Origin of the sequence: Burkholderia sp. PAMC 26561 (assembly GCF_001557535.2) — a bacterium.
Lineage (GTDB): Bacteria > Pseudomonadota > Gammaproteobacteria > Burkholderiales > Burkholderiaceae > Caballeronia.
Genome location: NZ_CP014306.1, coordinates 41,679 through 65,990, shown reverse-complemented (window position 1 = coordinate 65,990; position 24,312 = coordinate 41,679). Strand labels below are relative to the sequence as shown.

The window sequence follows — 24,312 nt, the reverse complement described above, 5'->3', positions numbered from 1 at the left end:
GGGCGCGAGAGGCGTGTGTCTGTGAGGTCTTCAGAAGAAGTTCCGGCGATCGGGGTCGTGCAGCGGGTCCGGCGTTTTTTGTGTCAGGCGCACGATGCCCTGGTCATCGAAATAGAAGCTGAACATCATGTACCAGTAACCCGCCTCCATGTACCGATACGTCCATACCTCGCGCTTCATGAGCGGAAAGTAGGACGTCTCGACCGGCCGCCCGAAGTTGAGCAGAACGTCCTTGCGCGTCCATGTGCCGATCTGCGCTTTATAAAACTCGTTTTCATCGAGGACCTGACGCACGTTCACGATCTTCCCCGATGCATCGATGTCCGCCGCCGTCGTCACTTCGCCTAGCGGCTGGGTCGGCCACATCAGGCGCTTGCCGCCGTTCGGCAGGTCATAGACCTCTTTTGGCGGACCGAGGCGCGCTGTCACCGTCGATGAATCCGCGCCCGCCTGATAGTTCTGCCACGGCTGCGCACACGCCGTCAGCAACAGGGCCAGAATCATTGCGGCCGGTTTTCGTATCGAACTGATCAACATTGAAGCCTCCTTCGTGTGCGTGTCCACAATTTATCGTGGGTTTTTGCTGTGGTAGTTATTTTGACATGGGGCACGGTCCAGTCCGCGCCCGCTTGTTCAGGAAAACGCGCGGACCCGTGCCGGTATTCCATTTCATCGCGGATTCAGGCGAGATGTTGCGCGTGCCGTACCCTGCAGCCTATGATCCGCGGTTCGGCTTTTATCTTGGATGGGCGGTATGAGTTTTCGTGATTTGCTGGCGAAATGCAGTAAGGCGGTGGTTGTGGGCGTTCTCGGGAGTATTTTCGCTGCGCCGGCCCTGGCAGCCGATCTCGCGCCGATCCGCATCGCGATGATCGAAGGCATGTCGGGCCCGTTTGCCAACGCGGGCGCGTCCGTCGAGCGTAACTTGCGCTTCGGCGTGGAGCGCGTGAACGCCAATGGCGGCGTGGTTTTGCCCGATGGCAAGCATCCCTTGCAGCTTGTCGTGCTCGACGGAAAAGGCAGCAGCGAAGCGAGCCTTGTGCAACTGCGCGCGGCGATAGACCAGGGGATTGGCTTTGTGACGCAGGGAAATAGCTCGGCAGTGGCCGCCGCGCTCGTCGATGCGATCAACAAGCAGAACGTCCGCGATCCTGGACATCGGGTGGTCTTCCTGAATTATTCCGCCGATGATCCCGCCCTCACCAACGAGGATTGCAGCTTCTGGCATTTCCGCTTCGATGCCCACGCGGGCATGCGCATGAACGCGCTGGCCGATGTCATCCAGCGCGAGACATCGGTGAAAAAGGTCTATTTGTTCAATCAAGACTACAGCTTCGGCCACGATGTCAGCCGCGAAGCGCGCCGCGCGCTGAAGGAGCGCCGTCCGGACATAGCAATCGTCGCCGATGAATTCATTCCGGCCGGGCGCGTAAAGGATTTCGCGCCGTACATCGCGAAGATCCGTTCGAGCGGCGCCGACGCCGTCATCACCGGCAACTGGGGCAATGACCTGACGCTGTTGGTGAAAGCGGCGCGGGAGCAGGGCCTCGACACGCACTTCTACACGTTCTACGGCAACAGTCTCGGCGCGCCTGCCGCGCTGGGCGAAGCCGGCGTGAAACACGTGGTCGCGGTGGCGGACTGGCATCCAAACGCGGGCGGCGCGGCGTCGGACGCTTACTACGGTGCGTTCCGGACCCGTTTTCCGGCTCCCGCCGACGATTACCTTTTCCTGCGCATGCCGCTGATGATCGAAATGCTCGCCAACGCAATGCAAAAGGCCCGCAGCGCCGATCCGACCGCAGTCGCCCACGCGCTGGAAGGCATGAAACTCGACACGGGTTTTCAAACCACGGAAATGCGCGCCGCAGATCATCAGTTGATCCAACCCTTGTATGTCATGGAGATGGACAAGTCGGGCACGCCGGGCGTGCGCTTCGATAACGAAGGCTCGGGCTTTGGCTTTCGGACCTTGCTGAAGGTCCCTGCAGCCAATACCGCAATGCCGACAACCTGCCAGATGAAACGTCCCGCCTCTTAAGAGAAGCTTGGGACCCGGCCTATTGCGCAAATACATCCGCCGGGCGTGACCGTGTCGACGGGCAAAATCGCTGTGCTATAATTCGCGACTTGCCGTATGTAAGGCCGGGCCTCAATCCTGGTTCAAATGCGTCCGGCAAGGAAATCCGAAGCCGGTTTTCAGGCCAAGGAAAAGATGCAGAAAACCCACGGCACGGCCCTTCTTCCGTGACCGCCTGTCCGTATCAAAGGAAAATCAAATGTCTACCGTAGTTGCTCATGCAAAGAAGTCCGACGTCGTCGCAGAATATGCGCGCGCCGCAAATGACACCGGATCGCCTGAAGTGCAAGTCGCACTGCTGACGACCCGTATCAATGAACTGACCGTTCACTTCAAGGCCCACACGAAAGATCACCACAGCCGCCGCGGCCTGCTGCGCATGGTGAGCCGCCGTCGCAAGCTGCTCGATTACCTGAAGGGCAAAGACGCTGACCGTTATCGCTCGCTGATCGAAAAGCTGGGTCTGCGCAAGTAAGCGGCTAGCGTTCACAACGAAATGCCTGTGTCAGTTTGCTGATACAGGCATTTTGTTTTTGAACGGCGCGCTCTGTACGCGCGCGCAAGCAGGAAAACGGCGGGAAATATCGAAGGCTTGCATTAAAGCCAATCCGGATCGGAAACCGATTCGACTACAGGGCCGGGCCTCGCGGCAGAGCTTTGTGTCATTCCAGCGCGTCATGCGCATCGCGTGTCGTGTTGCGTTGGAATGACATACACCCCTCTCTTGCGCGGTTCCGGTCATCGCTTGGCTTCGCGGTTTTTATCGGTGTGTGCGGGCGTTCCGGATGGTCCGGCAAGCACGACAACACATCAGAAAGCCGCGGGGCATAACGAAGAAGGAGTGAGAATGTTTAAGAAAATCGTCAAGGAATTCAAGTGGGGACAACACAACGTTCGCCTGGAAACAGGTGAAATCGCGCGCCAGGCAAGCGGCGCCGTGATCGTCGATGTGGAAGATACCGTGGTGCTCGCGACGGTTGTCGGCGCGAAGACGGCAAAGCCGGGCCAGGACTTCTTCCCGCTGACCGTCGATTATCTGGAAAAGACCTACGCAGCCGGCAAGATCCCGGGTGGTTTCTTCCGTCGCGAAGGCCGTCCGTCGGAAGGCGAAACGCTGATTTCGCGCCTGATCGACCGTCCGTTGCGCCCGCTGTTCCCGGAAGGCTTCTATAACGAAGTCCAGGTCGTCATCCACGTGCTGTCGCTGAATCCGGATGTGCCCGCCGACATTCCCGCGCTGATCGGCGCGTCGGCGGCTCTGGCCATCTCCGGTTTGCCGTTCAACGGCCCGGTGGGTGCTGCCCGCGTTGCATACATCAACAACGAATTCGTGCTGAACCCGACGCGTCCGCAGATGAAGGAATCGGCGCTCGACCTGATCGTCGCCGGTACGGAACGCGCGGTGCTGATGGTGGAATCGGAAGCGCAACAGCTTACCGAAGAAGTCATGCTGGCCGCTGTGGTGTTCGGTCACGACCAGATGCAGGTCGCAATCGATGCAATCCACGAACTGGTCGCTGAAGGTGGCAAGCCGGAATGGGATTGGGCGCCGGCTGCGAAGAACGAACCGCTGATCGCGCGCGTGGCCGAGCTGGCTCAAGCCGAATTGCTGTCGGTTTATCAGATCCGCGACAAGTCGGCTCGCAGCGCCAAGCTGAAGGAAGTGTATGCATCGACGACTGCCAAGCTGACCGAAGAAGCCGCTGCCCGTGGCGAAGCGCCGGCTGACAAGGCGACCATCGGCAATGTGTTGTTCGACATCGAAGCGAAGATCGTTCGTACGCAGATCTTGAACGGCGAACCGCGTATCGATGGCCGTGACACGCGCACCGTCCGTCCCATCGAAATCCGCACAGGCGTGCTGCCGCGCACGCACGGCTCGGCGTTGTTCACGCGTGGTGAAACACAAGCGCTTGTCGTGGCGACGCTCGGCACGAAGGGCGACGAACAGAATATCGACGCGCTCGAAGGCGAGTATCGCGAACGCTTCATGCTTCACTACAACATGCCTCCGTTCGCGACCGGCGAAACGGGCCGCGTCGGTTCGCCGAAGCGCCGTGAAATCGGTCACGGCCGTCTGGCGAAGCGCGCATTGGTGGCAGTGCTGCCGAGCGCCGACGAATTCGGTTATTCCATCCGCGTCGTATCGGAAATCACGGAATCGAACGGTTCTTCGTCCATGGCTTCGGTCTGCGGCGGCTGTCTCGCGCTGATGGACGCCGGCGTTCCAATGAAAGCGCACGTCGCGGGTATCGCGATGGGCCTGATCCTTGAAGGCAACAAGTTCGCGGTGCTGACGGACATCCTGGGCGACGAAGATCACCTGGGCGACATGGACTTCAAGGTCGCAGGCACGGCGCAAGGCGTGACGGCACTGCAGATGGACATCAAGATCCAGGGCATCACGAAGGAAATCATGCAGGTCGCGCTCGCGCAGGCGAAGGAAGGCCGCATGCATATCCTCGGCAAGATGACGACCGCGGTCCCGGGCACGAACACGAACCTGTCGGACTACGCGCCGCGCATGATCACCATGAAGATCAATCCGGAAAAGATCCGCGACGTGATCGGCAAGGGCGGTTCGGTGATCCGTGCGTTGACCGAAGAAACCAACACGACCATCGATATTTCCGATGACGGCGTGGTGACCATCGCAAGCACGAGCAGCGAAGGCATGGCGGAAGCGAAGAAGCGTATCGAGAACATCACGGCCGAAGTGGAAGTGGGTCAGGTCTACGAAGGTCCGGTACTGAAATTGCTCGACTTCGGCGCGATCATCAACATCCTGCCGGGTAAGGATGGTCTGCTGCACATCTCTGAAATCGTCAACGAGCGCATCAAGGACATCAACGACTACCTGAAGGAAGGCCAGGTCGTTAAGGTCAAGGTCATCCAGACGGACGAAAAGGGTCGTGTGCGTTTGTCGGCCAAGGCACTGCTGGCTGAAGGCGGCGAGCCGATTCAACCGATCCAGCCGACGCAACCGCAGTAATGCGGTAAGTTGGAATGGCCGGCGCGAGAAGCTTGCGTGCCGGCCGTTTTCGAATGTGATGGTTCGAATGTGAAGCATGTTTTTGCAGGTTCGGTTATTCGAGCCTGCAAAGCCATGAGGTTACGTCGCTGTTTCACGAAGTCCGACTTTAAGGAATCTGCAGATGAAAGCGATCGAAATCACCGAATTTGGCGCGCCCGACGTTCTCAAGCTGGGCGAGCGTCCAATGCCGGAACCGAAGGCCGGCGAAGTGCTGATCAAGGTTGCAGCGTCGGGTGTGAATCGTCCGGATGTATTCCAGCGCAAGGGCGGCTATGCGCCGCCGCCGGGTGCATCTGATCTGCCGGGGCTGGAAGTGGCGGGTGAGATCGTGCGCGGGGACTTCGATCCGAAGCACAATCCATTCGGTCTGAAAGCGGGCGATCGCGTATGTGCGCTCCTCGCGGGCGGCGGTTATGCCGAGTACGCGTGCGCGCCGCTCGAGCAGTGCCTGCCCGTGCCGGAGGGTTTGACGGATATCGAAGCGGCTTCGTTGCCGGAAACGTTCTTTACCGTGTGGAGCAACGTGTTCGAGCGCGCGCACCTGGGCAAGGGCGAGAACGGCGCCGAGGAGACGCTGCTGATCCAGGGTGGATCGAGCGGTATCGGCGTGACGGCCATCCAGATTGCCAAGGCGCTTGGTCATCGTGTGTTCGTGACAGCCGGGTCCGATGAAAAATGCCAGGCCTGCGAAAAGCTCGGTGCGGAGCGCGCGATCAACTACAAGACGGAAGATTTCGTCGATGTCGTGAAGTCGCTCACAAATGACCGCGGCGTGGACGTGATCCTGGACATGGTCGCGGGCGATTATCTTCCCCGTGAACTGAAAGCACTGGCTGATGGCGGCCGCGTGGTTGTCATCGCAACGCTTGGCGGGTCGAAAGCCGAGATCAACCTGAATGAAGTGTTGCGCCGTCGTCTCGTGATCACGGGTTCGACCTTGCGCCCGCGTGCGGTTGCGTTCAAGGGCAAGGTGGCGGTGCAGTTGAAAGAGCAGGTGTGGCCGGAGATCGAGGCAGGACGCATCAAGCCCGTGATTCACCAGGTTTTCCCCGCCGATCAGGCCGCCGCAGCGCACGAACTGATGGAAGGCAGCACGCATATCGGCAAAATCGTGCTCGACTGGAGCCAGGTTGCCTGATCGCCAGCGCGGCACGGAGCTGAAATAAGCTGTCAGGGAGATTTACGCGTTTGACCGTTTTCTGCCAGGCACAGTAAAATCGCATGTTGTACTGGGGCGACGCGTCCAAAAGTTCCGTTTCCGGTTGATTTTTCTGGTTCCTTTCCACCTACTGATCGGCAGCCTCGCTGCTATGACGAGACAAATGCCGAAAGAACAAGCCAAACGCGCAAAGCTGGTAGTGGGAAACTGGAAGATGCACGGTCGGCTCGTTGAGAACGCGGCCTTGCTGCAAGCAGTTGCCACGGGCGCCGCTGGATTGTCGAGCGACGTCCGTACGGGCATCTGTGTACCGGCGCCATACCTTGCACAAGCGCAGGCGTTGCTGGCAGGCTCGAAAGTCGCGTGGGGCGTGCAGGATGTCTCGGCTCACAAGCAGGGCGCCTATACGGGCGAAGTCGCAGCCGGCATGGCTGCCGATTTCGACGCAACCTACGCGATCGTTGGTCATTCCGAGCGGCGTGCTTATCATCATGAGCATTCGGACCTGGTCGCGGTGAAAGCGCAGCGCGCTCTGGAAGCCGGTCTTACGCCCATTGTGTGCGTGGGTGAGACGCTGGAGCAACGCGAAAACGGTTCGACCGAACAAGTGATCGGAACGCAACTCGAAGCTGTGCTGCTTGTGCTGAGCCAAGAACAAGCGGCAAAGATTGTCGTGGCATATGAACCCGTCTGGGCGATCGGTACAGGAAAAAGCGCGACGACCGAGCAGGCGCAGCAAGTTCACGCTTTCCTGCGCTCGCAACTCGCATCGAAGGGTGCAGGTGCGGCGAAGGCGCCGGTGCTCTACGGCGGCAGCGTCAAGCCGGAAAATGCGAAAGAATTGTTTGCTCAGCAGGACATTGATGGCGGATTGATTGGCGGCGCATCGCTGAAGTCGAATGATTTCCTTGCGATCTGCCAGGCGGCACAAAACGGATCGGTTTGATAACCGAGTTTAAGCTTTCGAGTATGTAAGCATTAAAGGCGGGGCACAGAAGTGTCGCGCGAACATTAAAGAGTCGGGTGAACGGAATGCTGTATTTAAAGACTTTGATTATTGTCGTCCAGTTGTTGTCGGCGTTTGGCGTTATCGGGCTGGTTTTGCTGCAACACGGCAAGGGCGCCGATATGGGTGCAGCTTTCGGCAGCGGCGCGTCGGGCAGTTTGTTCGGCGCAACCGGTTCGGCGAACTTCCTGTCGCGTACAACCGCTGTCCTCGCAGCGGTGTTTTTCATCTCGACGTTGACGCTGACCTACCTCGGAAGCTACAAGCCTGCAGCTTCGGCAGGCGTGCTGGGCGGGGCTTCGGTAACGGCGCCTGCTGCAAACACGACCCTTGGCGCGTCGGCTGCAGCCGCGAGTTCGGCACCGGTTGCATCGTCAGCCCCTGGCTCCGACGTTCCGAAATAATTTTCGCTTTAGGCACCTTTTGTGCGTTGAACAAACTGCTTAACCCAGTTATAATTTTGTTCTCGAAGCGATTCCCGGCAATTAGAAGTTGATTTACCGGATTGCAAGACAGTGCCGACGTGGTGAAATTGGTAGACACGCTATCTTGAGGGGGTAGTGGCGAAAGCTGTGCGAGTTCGAGTCTCGCCGTCGGCACCAAAAAAGTTATCCAATGCCAGCCGCATGCATTGCTTCGGCTGGCATTGTCACTTCTGGCGAGTGAATATGTAAGGGTTCTTACGTATCATTCGTCTTTAGTTGAAAATCGGTTGGGCAGTCGTCCTGGCCGGCACACCAGATCAAACCGATTTGAGGATAGTCGTGAATCTCTCAGCCTATTATCCCGTCTTGCTGTTCCTCGTCGTGGGCACCGGTTTGGGTATCGCTCTCGTCAGCATCGGTAAAATTCTCGGTCCCAACAAGCCTGACACAGAAAAAAACGCGCCCTACGAGTGCGGCTTCGAAGCGTTCGAAGACGCGCGGATGAAGTTCGATGTGCGCTATTATCTTGTCGCTATTCTGTTCATTATTTTCGATCTTGAAACCGCGTTCCTGTTTCCGTGGGGCGTTGCCTTGCGCGACATCGGCTGGCCGGGTTTTCTGTCCATGATGGTTTTCCTGCTCGAATTCCTGCTGGGTTTTGCCTACATCTGGAGAAAGGGTGGGCTGGACTGGGAGTGAAGTGCAAAGGGTTGCGGATTTGGGGTCGTCGAATCACCGGATTGCTGGGTAGCTATGGCTGGCTGCCCATCTGGAGTGAAAGCAAATGAGTATCGAAGGGGTCTTGAAGGAAGGGTTCGTCACCACCACGGCTGACAAACTGATCAACTGGACGCGCACGGGCTCGCTGTGGCCCATGACGTTCGGTCTTGCGTGTTGCGCGGTCGAAATGATGCACGCGGGCGCTGCCCGCTACGACCTGGATCGCTTCGGCGTCGTGTTTCGTCCGAGTCCGCGGCAGTCGGACGTGATGATCGTGGCTGGAACGCTATGCAACAAGATGGCGCCTGCTCTGCGCAAGGTGTACGACCAGATGGCCGAGCCGCGCTGGGTCATCTCCATGGGTTCGTGCGCCAACGGCGGCGGTTACTACCACTACTCCTATTCTGTCGTGCGCGGCTGTGACCGGATCGTTCCCGTCGACGTATACGTGCCCGGATGCCCGCCGACGGCTGAAGCGCTTGTATATGGCGTGATTCAATTGCAGGCGAAAATTCGCCGCACCAGCACGATCGCCCGCCAGTAAGCGTGGTTGATCCAAGGTCGTGACGCCTTCAGCATGCCGGTCAGCGTCACAGAAGTCCAATTAGCGTCACCAAGGCCTGAGCCTCCCCAATATGGCAAGCAAACTCGAGACCCTGAAAGCGAACCTCGAGGCGGCGTTCGGCGACCGCCTGCATAGCGTTACCGAGTCGCTCGGGCAACTGACTGTCGTCGTCAAGGCGTCGAACTACCTGGATGTAGCGCTTCAGTTGCGCGACGATCGCTCGCTCGGGTTCGAGCAGCTCGTCGACCTGTGCGGCGTCGATTACTTCACGTATGGCGACGGCGCCTACGAAGGTCCGCGTTTTGCGGCCGTCCTCCATCTTCTTTCGATCGCCAACAACTGGCGTGTGCGCGTGCGCGTGTTCGCTCCGGACGACGAAGTACCTATCGTTGCCTCGGTGGTGGACGTGTGGTCATCGGCGAACTGGTATGAGCGCGAAGCATTCGACCTGTTCGGAATCGTCTTCGAAGGCCACCCGGACCTGCGCCGCATCCTCACCGACTATGGTTTTATCGGCCACCCGTTTCGCAAGGACTTCCCGGTGTCGGGTTATGTCGAGATGCGTTACGACCCTGAAGAGAAGCGCGTCGTGTACCAGCCCGTGACGATCGAGCCGCGCGAAATCACGCCGCGCGTGATCCGCGAGGACCGCTATGGCGGTCTGAAACACTAAGAGAACGCCATGGCAGAGATCAAGAACTACACGCTCAACTTCGGCCCGCAGCACCCGGCTGCGCACGGTGTGCTGCGCCTCGTGCTGGAGCTCGACGGCGAAGTGATCCAGCGCGCCGATCCGCATATCGGCCTCTTGCATCGCGCAACCGAGAAGCTCGCCGAGTCGAAGACCTTCATTCAGTCCGTGCCGTACATGGACCGTCTCGACTATGTGTCGATGATGGTCAACGAGCACGGCTACGTGATGGCGATCGAGAAGCTGCTCGGTATCGACGTGCCGATTCGTGCGAAATACATCCGCGTGCTTTTCGACGAAATCACGCGTGTGCTGAACCACCTGATGTGGATCGGCTCGCACGCGCTCGACGTTGGCGCAATGGCAGTGTTTTTGTATGCCTTCCGCGAACGCGAAGACCTGATGGACGTGTACGAAGCGGTGTCCGGCGCACGGATGCACGCGGCGTATTACCGTCCGGGCGGCGTGTATCGCGATCTGCCTGACGCAATGCCGCAATACAAGGCATCGAAGATCCGCAATGCGAAAGCGTTGTCGCGCATGAACGAGACGCGTCAGGGCTCGCTGCTTGATTTCATCGACGACTTCTTCACGCGTTTTCCGAAGTGCGTGGACGAGTACGAGACGCTGCTGACCGATAACCGCATCTGGAAGCAGCGGCTCGTGGGTATCGGTGTGGTCAGTCCTGAGCGCGCGTTGCAGCTCGGCATGACCGGCGCCATGCTGCGCGGCTCGGGCATTGAATGGGATCTGCGCAAGAAGCAGCCGTACGAAGTCTACGATCAACTGGATTTCGATATTCCGGTCGGCGTCAACGGTGACTGCTACGACCGTTATCTCGTGCGAGTGGAAGAAATGCGCCAATCCACGCGTATCGCGAAACAGTGTATTGAGTGGCTGCGGAAGAATCCGGGCCCGGTGATGATCGACAATCACAAGATTGCGCCGCCTTCGCGCGTAGGCATGAAGACCAACATGGAAGAGCTGATTCACCACTTCAAGCTCTTTACGGAAGGGTTCCACGTTCCGGAAGGCGAGACGTATGCAGCAGTCGAGCATCCGAAGGGCGAGTTTGGCATTTACCTGATTTCGGATGGGGCGAACAAGCCGTATCGATTGAAGATTCGTGCGCCGGGTTATGCGCATCTTGCTTCGCTCGACGAAATGGCGCGCGGACACATGATTGCGGACGCGGTGACGATCATCGGGACGCAGGACATCGTGTTTGGCGAGATCGACCGCTGACATGCAGTCGCGGAAATCTCCCGCATTACGCCGGCCCGGTCGCGCATTAGCGCTGAACGTGCCGGCGAACCAACAACAGCAGGACGCCAGGTCTGCCGCAGAAGAAGGGCGCGGCGGGTTTTCGTTCGGTAGGAACTGAAAGAGTCGTGTCTGAAATGATCTCAGCTGAAGGCCTGAAAGAAATCGATCGCGCGATCGCGAAATATCCTGTGGAGCAGAAGCAGTCCGCAGTGATGGCGGCGCTGACTGTCGCTCAGGAAGAGCATGGCTGGCTGTCGCCGGAAATCATGCAGTTCGTGGCCGACTACCTGAGCATGCCGTCCGTGGCCGTGCAGGAAGTGGCGACGTTCTACACCATGTACGAGACCGCGCCGGTCGGCAAGCACAAGATCACGCTCTGTACCAATCTGCCGTGCCAACTCGGTCCTGACGGCGGCTCGGAAAGTGCCGCGGAATACCTGAAGCAAAAGCTCGGCATCGACTTTGGCGAAACCACCGCTGACGGCAAGTTCACCTTGAAAGAAGGCGAATGTTTTGGCGCGTGCGGCGATGCACCCGTGTTGCTCGTGAACAATCATCGTATGTGCAGTTTCATGAGTCGCGAGCGGATCGACACGCTCCTCGAGGAACTTTCGAAATGACGTCTCTTCACGACCGCCACATCCAGCCCCTGATTCTCGCCGGCCTCAACGGCGAAAACTGGCACCTCGAAGACTATGTGGCGCGCGGCGGTTACGCCCAGCTCCGCCGCATTCTCGAAGAAAAAATTCCGCAAGAACAGGTCATCGCCGACGTCAAGGCGTCGGGCCTGCGTGGCCGTGGCGGTGCGGGTTTCCCGACCGGTCTCAAGTGGAGCTTCATGCCGCGTCAGTTCCCAGGGCAGAAGTACCTCGTCTGCAACTCGGACGAAGGCGAACCGGGCACGTTCAAGGACCGCGACATTCTTCGCTGGAATCCGCATGCGTTGATCGAGGGTATGTGCATTGGCGCGTACGCCATGGGCATCACGGTCGGCTACAACTACATTCACGGCGAGATCTTCGAGGTCTACAAGGTCTTCGAACAGGCGCTTGAAGAAGCACGTGCGGCCGGTTACCTGGGTGCGAATATCCTGGGTTCGGGCTTCTCGTTCGAACTGTATGCGCACCATGGTTACGGCGCGTATATCTGTGGCGAAGAAACTGCGTTGCTCGAGTCGCTGGAAGGCAAGAAAGGTCAGCCGCGCTTCAAGCCGCCTTTCCCGGCAAGCTTTGGCGTGTACGGCAAGCCGACCACGATCAACAACACCGAGACGTTCGCAGCCGTGCCGTTCCTGCTGGCTATCGGCCCGCAGAAGTATCTCGAGATCGGCAAGCCGAACAACGGCGGCACGAAGATTTTCTCGGTTGCCGGCGACGTGAATCGTCCGGGCAATTTCGAAGTGCCGCTCGGCACGTCGTTCGAGACGCTGCTCGAGCTGGCAGGCGGTGTGCGCGGCAAGTCCGTGAAAGCGGTGATCCCGGGTGGATCGTCTGCGCCAGTCGTACCGGGTGAGCTCATGCTGGCCACCGACATGGATTACGATTCGATCGCGAAGGCGGGCTCCATGCTGGGTTCGGGCGCGGTGATCGTCATGAACGAAACGCGTTGCATGGTGCGTTCGCTCTTGCGCCTGTCGTACTTCTACTACGAAGAATCGTGTGGTCAGTGCACGCCTTGCCGCGAAGGCACGGGCTGGCTTTATCGCGTGGTGCATCGGATCGAACACGGACTCGGGCGCAAGGAAGACCTGGATCTGCTGAACTCGGTCGCTGAAAACATCATGGGTCGCACCATTTGTGCACTTGGCGACGCGGCGGCCATGCCGGTGCGCGGCATGCTGAAGCACTTCTGGGACGAATTCGAATACCACGTCGAGCATAAACATTGTCTCGTCGACGGACATGCGCATCATGCGCACACGTCCGAAGCGCTTACCGCGTGATCAGTGATCAGGCCAAGGACCATTCCCCATCATGGTTGAATTAGAAATCGACGGCAAAAGTGTAGAAGTGCCTGAAGGCAGCATGGTGATCCAGGCTGCGCATAAGGTCGATACATACATTCCTCACTTCTGCTATCACAAGAAACTGTCGATCGCGGCGAACTGCCGGATGTGCCTGGTCGAAGTAGAGAAAATGCCGAAGGCGGTTCCCGCGTGTGCCACGCCGGTATCGGCGGGCATGATCGTGCGTACGAAGTCGGACAAGGCGATCAAGGCGCAGCAGTCCGTCATGGAATTCCTGCTGATCAATCACCCGCTCGATTGCCCGATCTGCGATCAGGGTGGTGAATGCCAGTTGCAGGACTTGGCGGTGGGTTACGGCAAGTCGCAGTCGCGCTACAACGAAGAAAAGCGCGTGGTGTTCCACAAGAACGTCGGACCACTGATCTCCATGGAAGAGATGACGCGCTGCATCCATTGCACGCGTTGCGTCCGTTTCGGTCAGGAAGTTGCCGGCGTGATGGAGCTCGGCATGCTGGGTCGCGGCGAGCACTCGGAAATCACGTCGTTCGTTGGCAAGACGGTCGATTCGGAACTGTCGGGCAACATGATCGACCTGTGCCCGGTCGGCGCGTTGACGAGCAAGCCGTTCCGCTACAGCGCCCGTACGTGGGAACTGTCGCGCCGCAAGTCGATCAGCCCGCACGATTCGGTCGGCGCCAATCTGGTCGTACAGGTGAAGAACAACCGCGTGATGCGCGTCCTGCCGATGGAAAACGAATCCATCAACGAATGCTGGATCTCGGACAAGGATCGCTTCTCGTACGAATCGCTGAACGGCGACGACCGTCTCACGCAGCCCATGCTCAAGCAAGGCGGCAAGTGGATCGAGACCGACTGGCAAACGGCGCTGGAGTACGTGGCGAAGGGCATCAAGGGTATTACGGCTGACCATGGCGCGAATCAGATCGCTGCTTTGGCTACGCCGCACAGCACCGTTGAAGAACTCTATCTGCTGAAGCAGTTTGCCGAAGGCGTGGGTACGCCGAACGTCGATTTCCGTCTGCGCCAGAGCGACTTCTCTGCGCCGGTTTCGGACAGCGCGCCGTGGCTTGGCATGAAGATCGCAGATCTGACGAATATCGACACGGCGTTCGTCGTGGGTTCGTTCCTGCGTCGCGATCATCCGCTTTTCGCCGCACGTCTGCGTCAGGCCGCCAAGGGCGGCGCAAAGCTCACGTTCCTGAACGCGACGAACGACGATTCGCTGATTCCCGCTGCGCATCGCGTAGTGGCAGCGCCTTCAGAATGGCTCGCGCACCTGGGCAGCATTGCTGCTGCAGTGTCCGAAGCACGTGGCGTTGCTGCACCGGAAGCGTTCGCTGGCATCGAGGCATCGGCGGCGGCCAAGGACATCGCTGCATCCCTGTCGGCCGGCGACAAGCGTGTCCTGCTGCTCGGCAACAGCGCGGTTCAGCATCCGCAGTTCGCGCAGATCCATGCTGTTTGCCAGTGGATCGCGGACGAGACGGGCGCAACGCTGGGTTATCTGACTGAAGCTGCAAATACGGTTGGCGCGCATCTCGTCGATGCACTGCCGGGCGAAGGCGGCCTGAACGCACGCGAAGCGTTCGAGCAGCCGCGCAAGGGTTACGTGCTGTTCAACGTCGAACCTGCATTCGATACCGCCAACCCCGCTCAAGCGCTCGCCGCATTGAAGCAGGCCGAAATGGTTGTCGCGTTGTCGGCGTTCAAGCACGGCTCGGATTACGCCGACGTGCTGCTGCCGATCGCACCGTTCACGGAAACATCGGGCACGTTCGTCAACGCCGAAGGTACAGCGCAGACGTTTAACGGCGTCGTGCGTCCGCTGGGCGAAACGCGTCCAGGCTGGAAAGTATTGCGTGTGCTGGGCAGCATCCTGGGCCTGAAGGGTTTCGAATTCGATACCGCCGAAGAAGTCCGCGACGCAGCATTGGGCAAGGGCGATCTGAGTTCGCGCCTGTCGAACAAGAGCAGCGTGGCGATCAAGCCGGTGACGAAGGCTGCATTGAACGAAGGCAGTTTCGAGCGCCTCGCCGACACGCCGATCTATCATGCCGACGCATTGTCGCGTCGCGCCGAATCGCTGCATCTGACGGCTGCCGCGCGCGACGCCAATGTGGCTGCGCTGCCGACGTCGCTGTTCGAAAAACTCGGTCTGAAAGACGGCGATGCCGTGCGCGTCGCTCAAGGCGGTCTCTCGGTCACGCTGCCGGCCGTTCGCGACGCGAATCTGGCGGAAAGCGTAGTGCGTGTATCGGCGGGAACGCCGGCCGGTGCAGCGCTCGGGGCTCTGTTCGGTGAACTGGTAGTGGAGAAGGCGTAAATGGGCTTGTTCGATACGATCAACGCAGGCGGGACGCAGATCCTCGGTGTCGCCTGGCCCACGGTGTGGGCTGTCATCCGCATTCTCGTGGTGTCGGTGGTGATCCTGCTGTGCGTCGCGTACCTGATTCTGTGGGAACGCAAGCTCATCGGTTGGATGCACGTGCGTCTTGGCCCGAATCGCGTGGGTCCGCTCGGACTCCTGCAGCCGATCGCCGATGTGCTGAAGCTGTTGCTGAAGGAAGTGATTCAGCCGACGCAAGCGAGCCGCTGGATCTACCTGATCGCGCCGATCATGACCGTGGTTCCCGCGTTCGCGGTGTGGGCGGTGATTCCGTTCCAGGCGAAAGCGGTGCTGGGCGACATCAACGCCGGCCTGCTCTATGTGATGGCGATTTCGTCCATCGGCGTGTATGGCGTGATCCTGGCCGGCTGGGCATCGAACTCGAAGTACGCGTTCCTTGGCGCCATGCGCGCCGCGGCGCAGATGGTGTCGTACGAAATCTCGATGGGCTTTGCGCTCGTCGTCGTGCTGATGGTCACGGGCAGCCTGAACATGTCGGCTATCGTGGTCTCGCAGGAACACGGCATCTTCGCGAACTGGGGTATCAACTTCCTCTCGTGGAACTGGTTGCCGCTCCTGCCCATGTTCGTCGTGTACTTCATCTCGGGCATTGCCGAAACGAACCGTCACCCGTTCGACGTGGTGGAAGGCGAGTCGGAAATCGTCGCGGGTCACATGATCGATTATTCGGGCATGGCGTTCGCGCTGTTCTTCCTGGCCGAGTACATCAACATGATCGTGATCTCGGCGATCGCATCGACGTTGTTCCTTGGTGGCTGGAGCGCGCCGTTTGGTTTCCTGTCCTTCATCCCGGGCATTTTCTGGTTCGTGCTGAAGATCTTCTTCCTGCTGTCCGTGTTCATCTGGGCCCGTGCGACGTTCCCGCGTTATCGCTACGACCAGATCATGCGTCTTGGCTGGAAAATCTTTCTGCCGGTGTCGGTGGTGTGGGTGGTCGTGGTCGGGTTCTGGATCATGTCACCGCTGAACATCTGGAAATAATGGGCGGATGAAAAAACCATGAACGCATTACAGAATTTCTTTAAAACCTTTTTCCTGACCGAGTTGCTGAAGGGTCTTGCGCTGACTGGCGGCTATTTGTTCCAGCGCAAGGTGACGGTTCAGTTCCCGGAAGAGAAGACCCCGATCTCCCCGCGTTTTCGAGGCCTGCATGCATTGCGCCGGTACGAGAACGGCGAAGAACGCTGCATCGCATGCAAGCTGTGTGAAGCCGTGTGCCCGGCGCTTGCAATCACCATCGAATCAGAAACGCGCGCCGACAATACGCGTCGAACCACGCGCTATGACATCGATTTGACCAAGTGCATCTTCTGCGGTTTCTGTGAAGAAAGCTGCCCGGTCGATTCGATTGTCGAAACGCATATCCTCGAGTATCACGGCGAGAAACGCGGCGACCTGTATTTCACGAAAGACATGTTGCTGGCAGTGGGCGACCGTTATGAAACGGAGATTGCTGCTGCGAAGGCTGCTGACGCGCCTTATCGGTAAAGCGGAGCGGGGCGCTCGTCTTCACCGCGCCTTTTGCTGTTCCTGCATTTGAATTGACCTGCTGTTCCGGCCCGCGCGCCATGGTTGTACGTTGCTTCCTTCAAAAGATGCGACACGGCGCGCTTGTGTCAAAACACAAAGCCTAACGATGAACCGGTAATCATGGAATTCACGACCGTACTGTTTTACATCTTCGCGCTGCTGCTGGTTATTTCGGCGCTGAAGGTGATCACTTCGCGCAACCCGGTGTCATCCGCGCTGTTTCTCGTGCTTGCGTTCTTCAACGCGGCCGCGATCTGGATGCTGCTCGAAGCCGAATTCCTCGCCATCTTGCTGGTTCTCGTCTATGTCGGCGCGGTCATGGTGCTGTTCCTGTTCGTGGTGATGATGCTGGACATCAACCTCGACGTGCTGCACCGCGACTTCAAGAAATTCGTGCCTATAGCGAGCATCGTGGGCGCGATCATCATCATCGAGACCGCTTTGATCCTGTGGCACGGCTATGGCGCGACGGTCACGCCGGTGCGCGACGCGATGCTGGTCAACGGGGTAGGTTCCGGCGTGGGTCCGAACGAAGTGATGTCGAATTCGCACCTGATCGGCAAGGTCATCTACACCGACTACATCTTCGCGTTTGAAATCGCGGGCCTGATCCTGCTGGTCGCGATCATCGCGGCAATCTCGCTGACCATTCGCGAGAAGAAGGACAACAAGCGCCAGTCGGTGAGCGAACAGGTCAAGGTGCGTGCGAAAGATCGCGTGCGGATCGTGAAGATGAAGTCCGAGCAGGAAGCGCCGGATGCCGCGACCAATCCGCCCGTTACCGGCAACGCCGGCGCCGGCACGGTCGACAACAAAGGCTGAGGAGATATAAAACCATGTTGAGTCTTGCCCATTACCTTGTGCTCGGCGCGATCCTGTTCGCGATCAGCATTGTCGGTATTTTCCTGAACCGACGTAACGTGATCATCATCCTGATGGCGATCGAACTGATGCTGTTGGCGGTCAATACGAACTTCGTCGCGTTCTCGCACTATCTCGGCGACATCCACGGCCAGATTTTTGTGTTCTTCGTATTGACGGTCGCGGCGGCTGAAGCGGCCATCGGTCTCGCGATTCTGGTCACGTTGTTCCGTAGCCTCGACACGATCAACGTCGAAGATCTCGATCAGCTCAAAGGTTAAATTCAGGCAAGACAGATATGTCCACGACACTCAATGAAAACCTTCTGCTTGCGATTCCGCTGGCACCGCTTGCCGGTTCGCTGATCGCGGGGTTGTTCGGCTGGAAGATCGGGCGCCGCGCGTCGCACAGCATCACCATTCTTGGTGTGGCGATATCGCTGGTGCTTTCGTGTTTCGTCTTCCTCGACGTCATGAAGGGCGCGAGCTTCAACGCGACCATTTACGAATGGATGACGGTCGGCCCGCTCAAGATGGAGATCGGCTTCCTGGTCGACTCGCTGACCGCGATGATGATGGTGATCGTCACCTTCGTCTCGCTGATGGTGCACATCTACACGATCGGCTATATGGCCGATGAAGAAACGGGCTACGAGCGCTTCTTCTCCTACATCTCGCTCTTCACGTTCTCAATGCTGATGCTCGTGATGAGCAACAACTTCCTGCAGTTGTTCTTCGGCTGGGAAGCAGTGGGTCTCGTGTCGTACCTGCTGATCGGTTTCTACTTCACGCGCCCGACGGCCATCTACGCGAACATGAAGGCGTTCCTGGTCAACCGCGTGGGTGACTTCGGTTTCCTGCTCGGCATTGGCCTGTTGCTGGCGTTTGCCGGATCGCTGAACTACGGTGATGTCTTCGCGCACCGCACGCAACTGGCCGGCATGACCTTCCCGGGCACCGACTGGGGCTTGCTGACGGTTGCATGTATTTGCCTGTTCATTGGCGCAATGGGCAAGTCGGCGCAATTCCCGCTGCACGTGTGGCTGCCCGACTCCATGGAAGGCCCGACGCCTATCTCAGCACTGATCCACGCGGCAACCATGGTGACGGCCGGTATCTTCATGGTCACGCGCATGTCGCCGCTGTTCGAATTGTCGGACTCGGCGCTGTCGTTCGTGACGGTGATCGGCGCGATCACGGCGTTGTTCATGGGCTTCCTCGGCGTGGTCCAGAACGACATCAAGCGCGTGGTGGCTTACTCGACGCTCTCGCAGCTCGGCTACATGACGGTTGCGCTCGGCGTATCCGCTTATCCGGTTGCCGTGTTCCACCTGGCCACGCACGCATTCTTCAAGGCGCTGCTGTTCCTTGGCGCGGGTTCGGTGATCATCGGCATGCATCACGACCAGGACATGCGCAACATGGGCGGCCTGCGCAAGTACATGCCGATCACATGGATCACGTCGCTGCTCGGTTCGCTGGCGCTGATCGGTACGCCGTTCTTCTCGGGCTTCTATTCGAAAGATTCGATCATCGATGCCGTGAAACTCTCGCATCTGCCGGGTTCGGGTTTCGCGTACTTCGCGGTGGTTGCAAGCGTGTTCGTCACTGCGCTCTATTCGTTCCGTATGTACTTCATGGTTTTCCATGGCAAGGAGCGTTTCCGCGGTCCGAAGCATCCAGAAAGCCCAATGGGTATCGAAGCGGCCCAGCACAGCCACGATGCGCACGGACATGATTCGCACGGCCACGATGATCACGGCCATGGTCATGGTCCGCACATCCCGCATGAAACACCTTGGGTGATCACGCTGCCGCTGATCCTGCTGGCGATCCCATCGGTGATCATCGGTGCGCTGGCGATCGGCCCGATGTTGTTCGGCGACTTCTTCGCGCACGGCGTGGTGTTCGATCGTGTGATCTTCATTGGTGAAAACCATCCGGCGCTGCATGAAATGGCCGAGGAATTCCACGGCTGGTTTGCGATGGGCCTGCATTCGGTAGCGGGTCTGCCGGTGTGGCTCGCGCTTGGTGGCGTGGTGGTGTCGTGGTTCCTGTATCTCAAGCGTACGGATCTGCCGGGCGTGATCAAGCAACGCTTCCTGCCGATCTACAACTTGCTCGATAACAAGTATTACCTCGACAAGATCAACGATGTCGTATTTGCAAAGGGTGCGGTTGCCATTGGCCGCGGACTCTGGAAAGAAGGCGATGTCGCCGTCATCGACGGGATCGTCAACGGCCTCGCGAAGTTCGTCGGCTGGTTTGCCGGTGTGATTCGCTTCCTTCAATCCGGTTACATCTATCACTACGCGTTCGCCATGATCATTGGCATGTTGGGGCTCTTGACCCTGTTTGTAACGCTCGGCGGCAAATAAGGCGGGGACACCTATCTATGCACTCTTTTCCAATCCTTAGTCTCGCGATCTGGTTACCGATCATTGTCGGTATCCTTGTACTGGCGGTAGGCAATGACAGCAATCCGGCGCCGTCGCGCTGGCTTGCACTGATCGGCTCGATCCTGGGCCTGATCGTCACCATTCCCTTGATTACCGGCTTCGACAATTCATCGGCTGCGCTGCAGTTCGAAGAAAACGTGAGCTGGATCCAGCGCTTCAACATCTCGTATCACCTGGGTGTCGACGGTCTTTCAATGTGGTTTGTCGTGCTGACCGCGTTGATCACCGTCATCACGGTGATCGCGGCATGGGAAGTCATCACGGTGCGCGTGTCGCAGTACCTGGCTGCGTTCCTGATCTTGTCGGGCCTGATGATCGGCGTGTTCTCGACCGCCGACGGCATGTTGTTCTACGTGTTCTTCGAAGCCACGCTGATTCCGATGTACATCATCATCGGTGTGTGGGGCGGGGCGAACCGGGTCTATGCCGCGTTCAAGTTCTTCCTGTACACGCTGATGGGCTCGTTGCTGATGCTGATCGCGTTGCTGTACCTGTACACGCAGACGCACACGTTCGATATCGCCACCTGGCATGCATTGAAGATCGGCTTCACGCCGCAGATATTGCTGTTCATCGCGTTCTTCATGGCCTTCGCCGTGAAGGTGCCGATGTGGCCGGTCCACACGTGGTTGCCTGACGCCCACGTGGAAGCGCCGACGGGCGGCTCGGTCGTGCTGGCCGCGATCATGCTGAAGCTCGGCGCGTACGGTTTCATCCGCTTCTCGTTGCCCATCGCGCCGGATGCCAGCCATTTCCTGGCGCCCGTGGTGATCACGCTGTCGTTGATCGCGGTGATCTACATCGGCTTCGTGGCGCTGGTGCAGGAAGACATGAAGAAGCTGGTCGCGTATTCGTCGATTGCGCACATGGGCTTCGTCACGCTCGGTTTCTTCATCTTCAGCACGCTCGGCATGGAAGGCGCGATCATCCAGATGATTTCGCATGGCTTCGTCTCGGGCGCGATGTTCCTGTGTATCGGCGTGCTGTATGACCGCATGCACTCGCGCCGGATCTCGGATTACGGCGGCGTGGTCAACGTCATGCCCAAGTTTGCGGCATTCGCCATGTTGTTCGCGATGGCCAACTGCGGCCTGCCAGGTACGTCGGGTTTTGTCGGCGAGTTCATGGTGATCCTGGCTGCAGTGAAGTTCAACTTCTGGATCGGTTTCCTGGCAACGTTCACGCTGGTTCTCGGCGCGGCGTACACGCTGTGGATGTACAAGCGCGTGCACTTCGGCGCGATTGCCAATGAAAACGTCGCCAAGCTGAAGGACATCAGCAAGCGCGAATTCTTCATGCTGGCCGTGCTTGCTGTATTTACGCTGTACATGGGCCTGTACCCGAAGCCTTTCACCGATGTGATGCACGCATCCGTGGAAAATCTCCTCTCCCACGTCGCGCAGTCGAAACTGCCGCTGGCCCAGTAACGCGTGCGGAGGAAATAAAAGATCATGCAAAATGCCCCAATGAGTGCCCTGTTACCCGATGGACTGCTGATGTTGATGGTCGTCGTAGTGTGGTTGAACGACACCATCTACGGCGTGAAGAGCCGGCAAACGTCCTATTTCATCTCGGTCATTTCGACGATCGTGGTCGGCCTGTGGTTCGCCGTCCAGGCACTCGATCCCACGCCGCATTATTTCTTCACGCGCATGTACGTCGTCGATCCGTTCGCCAGCGCAATGAAAGCGGTGGTGACGCTCGGCTTCGCGGTATCGATCATCTATTCGCGCAAGTATCTTGAAGATCGCGATCTGTTCCGCGGTGACTTCTTCCTGCTCGGCCTGTTCTCGCTGCTCGGCCAGTGCGTGATGATCTCGGGCAACAACTTCCTGACGCTGTATCTCGGGCTGGAACTGATGTCGTTGTCGCTGTACGCGGTGATCGCGTTGCGAAAGGACTCGCCGCAGGCCAACGAATCCGCAATGAAGTATTACGTCCTTGGCGCGCTGGCTTCCGGTTTCCTGCTCTACGGCATCTCGATGCTCTACGGCGCGACCGGTTCGCTTGAACTGAACGAAGTGGCGAAGGCCATTGCAACTGGCCGTATCAACGACGCGGTGCTGCTGTTCGGCGTGATCTTCGTTGTCGCGGGTATTGCGTTCAAGATGGGCGCGGTGCCATTCCATATGTGGGTGCCTGACGTTTATCAGGGCGCACCGACTGCCATGACGCTGATCACTGGTGGCGGCCCGAAGGCTGCGGCCTTCGCGTGGGGTCTGCGTTTCCTGGTGATGGCGCTGTTGCCGCTGGCAGTCGACTGGCAAGAGATGCTGGTGATCCTTGCCGCGCTGTCGCTGATCGTGGGTAACGTCACGGGTATCGTGCAGAAGAACATCAAGCGGATGCTGGCTTACTCGGCAATCTCGAACATGGGCTTCGTGCTGCTGGGCATGCTCGCGGGCGTGGTCGAAGGCAAGGCCGATGGCGCGGCCGGTGCCTACAGCTCGGCGATGTTCTACAGCATCATCTACCTGATCACCACGCTCGGTACCTTCGGCGTGATCATGCTGCTGGCGCGCAAGGACTTCGAAGCCGAAACGCTCGATGACTTCAAGGGCCTGAACCAGCGTAGCCCGGTGTTCGCGTTCGTGATGATGATCATGATGTTCTCACTCGCTGGCATCCCGCCGATGGTCGGGTTCTACGCCAAGCTCGCGGTGCTGGAAGCGACCATGAACGCCGGTCTTACGTGGCTTGCAGTGCTCGCCGTGATGTCGTCGCTGGTGGGGGCGTTCTACTACCTGCGTATCGTCAAGCTGATGTACTTCGATGCACCGACGGACGCATCGCCGATCGTCGCCGACAACCTCAAGCGCGCGCTGCTCGCGTTCAACGGTCTTGCGGTGCTCGTGCTCGGCATTGTGCCGGGTCCGTTGATGAACGCTTGCCTGACGGCGATCACCCATACCTTGCCGTTCCAGTTGTAATGTCGGCTGCGGGCTGGTTTATCGTGTTGTTGGCGCTGGTCGGCGCCAACCTTCCGTTTGCGAATCAACGCATCTTCGCCGTCGTGCCAATCAAGGCAACGAAGAAAAGCCCGTGGATTCGCCTCGCGGAATTGATCGTGCTTTATTTTGTCGTGGGCGCGCTCGGCTTTATGCTTGAGGCGCGTGCCGGAAACCGTTTTGAGCAGGGCTGGCAGTTTTACGCCGTGACGTTCAGCCTCTTTCTTGTGCTCGCGTTCCCCGGTTTCGCTTTCCAATATCTCGTCAAGCGCCGCTGACGGCCACGGCCGTCGCGGCTTGATCCACGCGGTTGGCGCCGGGTTCGTCGTTTGACGCGTTTCCTTCAAGGCGCATGATGGCTGACAGTTCTTCCCTCGACCCCAAGCATTCCGCCGACTCTTTCCCTGATTCCGATGCCGGCCTGATCGAGAAGACGGTCGAAAGCAAGTTGCTGCATCAGGGTAAATTCCTCACGCTGAAACTCGATACAGTCGAGCTGCCCGACGGGAAACACGCCACCCGCGAGTACGTCGAGCATCCGGGCGCGGTGATGATCCTGCCTCTTTTCGACGACGGCCGCGTGCTGCTCGAGCGGCAGTATCGGTATCCGATCCGCAAGGTGCTGCTCGAATATCCCGCCGGCAAGCTCGATCCCAACGAAAGTGAGCTCGCTTGCGCGAAACGTGAATTGCACGAGGAAACGGGTTACACGGCGCGTGAATGGTTCTTCCTGACCCGAATTCATCCAGTGATTTCGTACTCGACCGAGTTCATCGACCTGTATCTGGCGCGCGGTTTGACTGCGGGCGAGAACAAGCTGGACGAGGGCGAGTTCCTCGAGACGTTCATTGCGGATCGGTCGCAAATCTTCGAGTGGATCAAGAGCGGCCAGATCAGCGATGTAAAAACGATCATCGGCAGCTTCTGGCTCGAGAAGGTGATGTCGGGCGAGTGGAAACTAGGCGATCCGGTCAGCGAATAAGCAAATCGAGAGAAAAAAAGCGGCCTGCGGGCCGCTTTTGCGTTTGTGCGTTTCATCAAAAACAACGCCATCAAGCGCGCGAAGGACCAGCGGGCTAAAATCGACCACCTGTTTTCTCGATTCATCCAAAAGTCGCAGACGCAAATTTACGAACGACCGTTCACAAAACGCGCTTTTGCGATTAAACTTTCTG

23 protein-coding genes and 1 tRNA gene are annotated in these 24,312 nt (G+C 58.7%); 23 read left to right on the top strand and 1 reads right to left on the bottom strand.

All coding sequences use genetic code 11. The features are described from left to right. Window positions 1-30: 30 nt before the first annotated feature. Complete coding sequence (locus AXG89_RS00340) at window positions 31-537, bottom strand: hypothetical protein (RefSeq protein ID WP_062167089.1); 507 nt, start codon at window positions 535-537, stop codon at window positions 31-33. A gap of 217 nt (window positions 538-754) precedes the next feature. Here AXG89_RS00340 and AXG89_RS00335 point away from each other — a divergent pair, with 217 nt between their 5' ends. The 23 genes from AXG89_RS00335 to AXG89_RS00225 all read left to right on the top strand — a co-directional run bounded on the left by AXG89_RS00335 (window position 755) and on the right by AXG89_RS00225 (window position 24,119). Further along, a complete protein-coding gene (locus AXG89_RS00335) occupies window positions 755-2,041 on the top strand; it encodes a branched-chain amino acid ABC transporter substrate-binding protein (RefSeq protein ID WP_119024608.1) in 1,287 nt (428 codons plus the stop codon). A gap of 238 nt (window positions 2,042-2,279) precedes the next feature. Beyond that, window positions 2,280-2,555, top strand: coding sequence for a 30S ribosomal protein S15 (gene rpsO, locus AXG89_RS00330; RefSeq protein ID WP_056353993.1), 276 nt, complete (start codon window positions 2,280-2,282; stop codon window positions 2,553-2,555). A 366-nt stretch (window positions 2,556-2,921) separates the two neighbouring features. Further along, on the top strand, window positions 2,922-5,072 hold the full coding sequence (gene pnp / locus AXG89_RS00325) for a polyribonucleotide nucleotidyltransferase (protein ID WP_172811941.1): 2,151 nt from the start codon (window positions 2,922-2,924) through the stop codon (window positions 5,070-5,072). A 163-nt stretch (window positions 5,073-5,235) separates the two neighbouring features. Beyond that, a complete protein-coding gene (locus AXG89_RS00320; protein ID WP_062167087.1) occupies window positions 5,236-6,252 on the top strand; it encodes an NAD(P)H-quinone oxidoreductase in 1,017 nt (338 codons plus the stop codon). Window positions 6,253-6,436: 184 nt separating this feature from the next. Continuing rightward, a complete protein-coding gene (gene tpiA, locus AXG89_RS00315) occupies window positions 6,437-7,219 on the top strand; it encodes a triose-phosphate isomerase (RefSeq protein WP_062000913.1) in 783 nt (260 codons plus the stop codon). Between the two features lie 86 nt (window positions 7,220-7,305). Continuing rightward, window positions 7,306-7,683, top strand: a complete 378-nt coding sequence (gene secG, locus AXG89_RS00310; protein WP_062167085.1) for a preprotein translocase subunit SecG — start codon at window positions 7,306-7,308, stop codon at window positions 7,681-7,683. A 113-nt stretch (window positions 7,684-7,796) separates the two neighbouring features. After that, window positions 7,797-7,881, top strand: a tRNA-Leu gene (locus tag AXG89_RS00305). A gap of 162 nt (window positions 7,882-8,043) precedes the next feature. Continuing rightward, window positions 8,044-8,403, top strand: coding sequence for an NADH-quinone oxidoreductase subunit A (locus AXG89_RS00300; protein WP_056353980.1), 360 nt, complete (start codon window positions 8,044-8,046; stop codon window positions 8,401-8,403). Between the two features lie 85 nt (window positions 8,404-8,488). Then, entirely contained in the window at window positions 8,489-8,968 is a 480-nt protein-coding gene (locus tag AXG89_RS00295; protein WP_027819582.1) for a NuoB/complex I 20 kDa subunit family protein, read from the top strand. A gap of 91 nt (window positions 8,969-9,059) precedes the next feature. After that, window positions 9,060-9,662 (top strand): NADH-quinone oxidoreductase subunit C, encoded by a 603-nt coding sequence (locus AXG89_RS00290; protein ID WP_061999835.1) that lies wholly within the window; start codon window positions 9,060-9,062, stop codon window positions 9,660-9,662. A gap of 9 nt (window positions 9,663-9,671) precedes the next feature. Further along, window positions 9,672-10,925 carry an NADH-quinone oxidoreductase subunit D gene (locus tag AXG89_RS00285; RefSeq protein ID WP_061999834.1) on the top strand — a complete coding sequence of 418 codons (1,254 nt, stop codon included), beginning with the start codon at window positions 9,672-9,674 and terminating at the stop codon, window positions 10,923-10,925. A gap of 155 nt (window positions 10,926-11,080) precedes the next feature. After that, window positions 11,081-11,566: an NADH-quinone oxidoreductase subunit NuoE gene (gene nuoE / locus AXG89_RS00280; RefSeq protein ID WP_060858512.1), complete on the top strand. Its 486-nt coding sequence runs from the start codon at window positions 11,081-11,083 to the stop codon at window positions 11,564-11,566. Next, window positions 11,563-12,888, top strand: a complete 1,326-nt coding sequence (nuoF, locus tag AXG89_RS00275) for an NADH-quinone oxidoreductase subunit NuoF (protein ID WP_061999833.1) — start codon at window positions 11,563-11,565, stop codon at window positions 12,886-12,888. The genes nuoE and nuoF overlap by 4 nt, the downstream gene beginning before the upstream one ends. Window positions 12,889-12,919: 31 nt before the next feature. Further along, window positions 12,920-15,256, top strand: a complete 2,337-nt coding sequence (gene nuoG, locus AXG89_RS00270; protein ID WP_062167083.1) for an NADH-quinone oxidoreductase subunit NuoG — start codon at window positions 12,920-12,922, stop codon at window positions 15,254-15,256. Further along, window positions 15,257-16,321: an NADH-quinone oxidoreductase subunit NuoH gene (gene nuoH / locus AXG89_RS00265; protein WP_056353961.1), complete on the top strand. Its 1,065-nt coding sequence runs from the start codon at window positions 15,257-15,259 to the stop codon at window positions 16,319-16,321. A gap of 18 nt (window positions 16,322-16,339) precedes the next feature. Beyond that, window positions 16,340-16,828: an NADH-quinone oxidoreductase subunit NuoI gene (gene nuoI / locus AXG89_RS00260; protein WP_050381450.1), complete on the top strand. Its 489-nt coding sequence runs from the start codon at window positions 16,340-16,342 to the stop codon at window positions 16,826-16,828. 162 nt (window positions 16,829-16,990) lie between these two features. After that, complete coding sequence (locus AXG89_RS00255; RefSeq protein WP_062167081.1) at window positions 16,991-17,692, top strand: NADH-quinone oxidoreductase subunit J; 702 nt, start codon at window positions 16,991-16,993, stop codon at window positions 17,690-17,692. A gap of 14 nt (window positions 17,693-17,706) precedes the next feature. Beyond that, window positions 17,707-18,012 (top strand): NADH-quinone oxidoreductase subunit NuoK, encoded by a 306-nt coding sequence (gene nuoK / locus AXG89_RS00250; RefSeq protein ID WP_031360677.1) that lies wholly within the window; start codon window positions 17,707-17,709, stop codon window positions 18,010-18,012. Between the two features lie 17 nt (window positions 18,013-18,029). After that, on the top strand, window positions 18,030-20,108 hold the full coding sequence (gene nuoL, locus AXG89_RS00245) for an NADH-quinone oxidoreductase subunit L (RefSeq protein ID WP_062167080.1): 2,079 nt from the start codon (window positions 18,030-18,032) through the stop codon (window positions 20,106-20,108). A 17-nt stretch (window positions 20,109-20,125) separates the two neighbouring features. After that, entirely contained in the window at window positions 20,126-21,616 is a 1,491-nt protein-coding gene (locus AXG89_RS00240; protein WP_061999829.1) for an NADH-quinone oxidoreductase subunit M, read from the top strand. 24 nt (window positions 21,617-21,640) lie between these two features. Further along, window positions 21,641-23,119 carry an NADH-quinone oxidoreductase subunit NuoN gene (gene nuoN / locus AXG89_RS00235; RefSeq protein WP_061999828.1) on the top strand — a complete coding sequence of 493 codons (1,479 nt, stop codon included), beginning with the start codon at window positions 21,641-21,643 and terminating at the stop codon, window positions 23,117-23,119. After that, window positions 23,119-23,415, top strand: a complete 297-nt coding sequence (locus tag AXG89_RS00230; protein ID WP_062167079.1) for a DUF2818 family protein — start codon at window positions 23,119-23,121, stop codon at window positions 23,413-23,415. The genes nuoN and AXG89_RS00230 overlap by 1 nt, the downstream gene beginning before the upstream one ends. Window positions 23,416-23,492: 77 nt before the next feature. Then, the gene (locus AXG89_RS00225) at window positions 23,493-24,119 is read left to right on the top strand and encodes an NUDIX domain-containing protein (protein WP_061999826.1); all 627 of its coding nucleotides are present in this window, start codon (window positions 23,493-23,495) and stop codon (window positions 24,117-24,119) included. The last annotated feature ends 193 nt before the right edge of the window (window positions 24,120-24,312 follow it).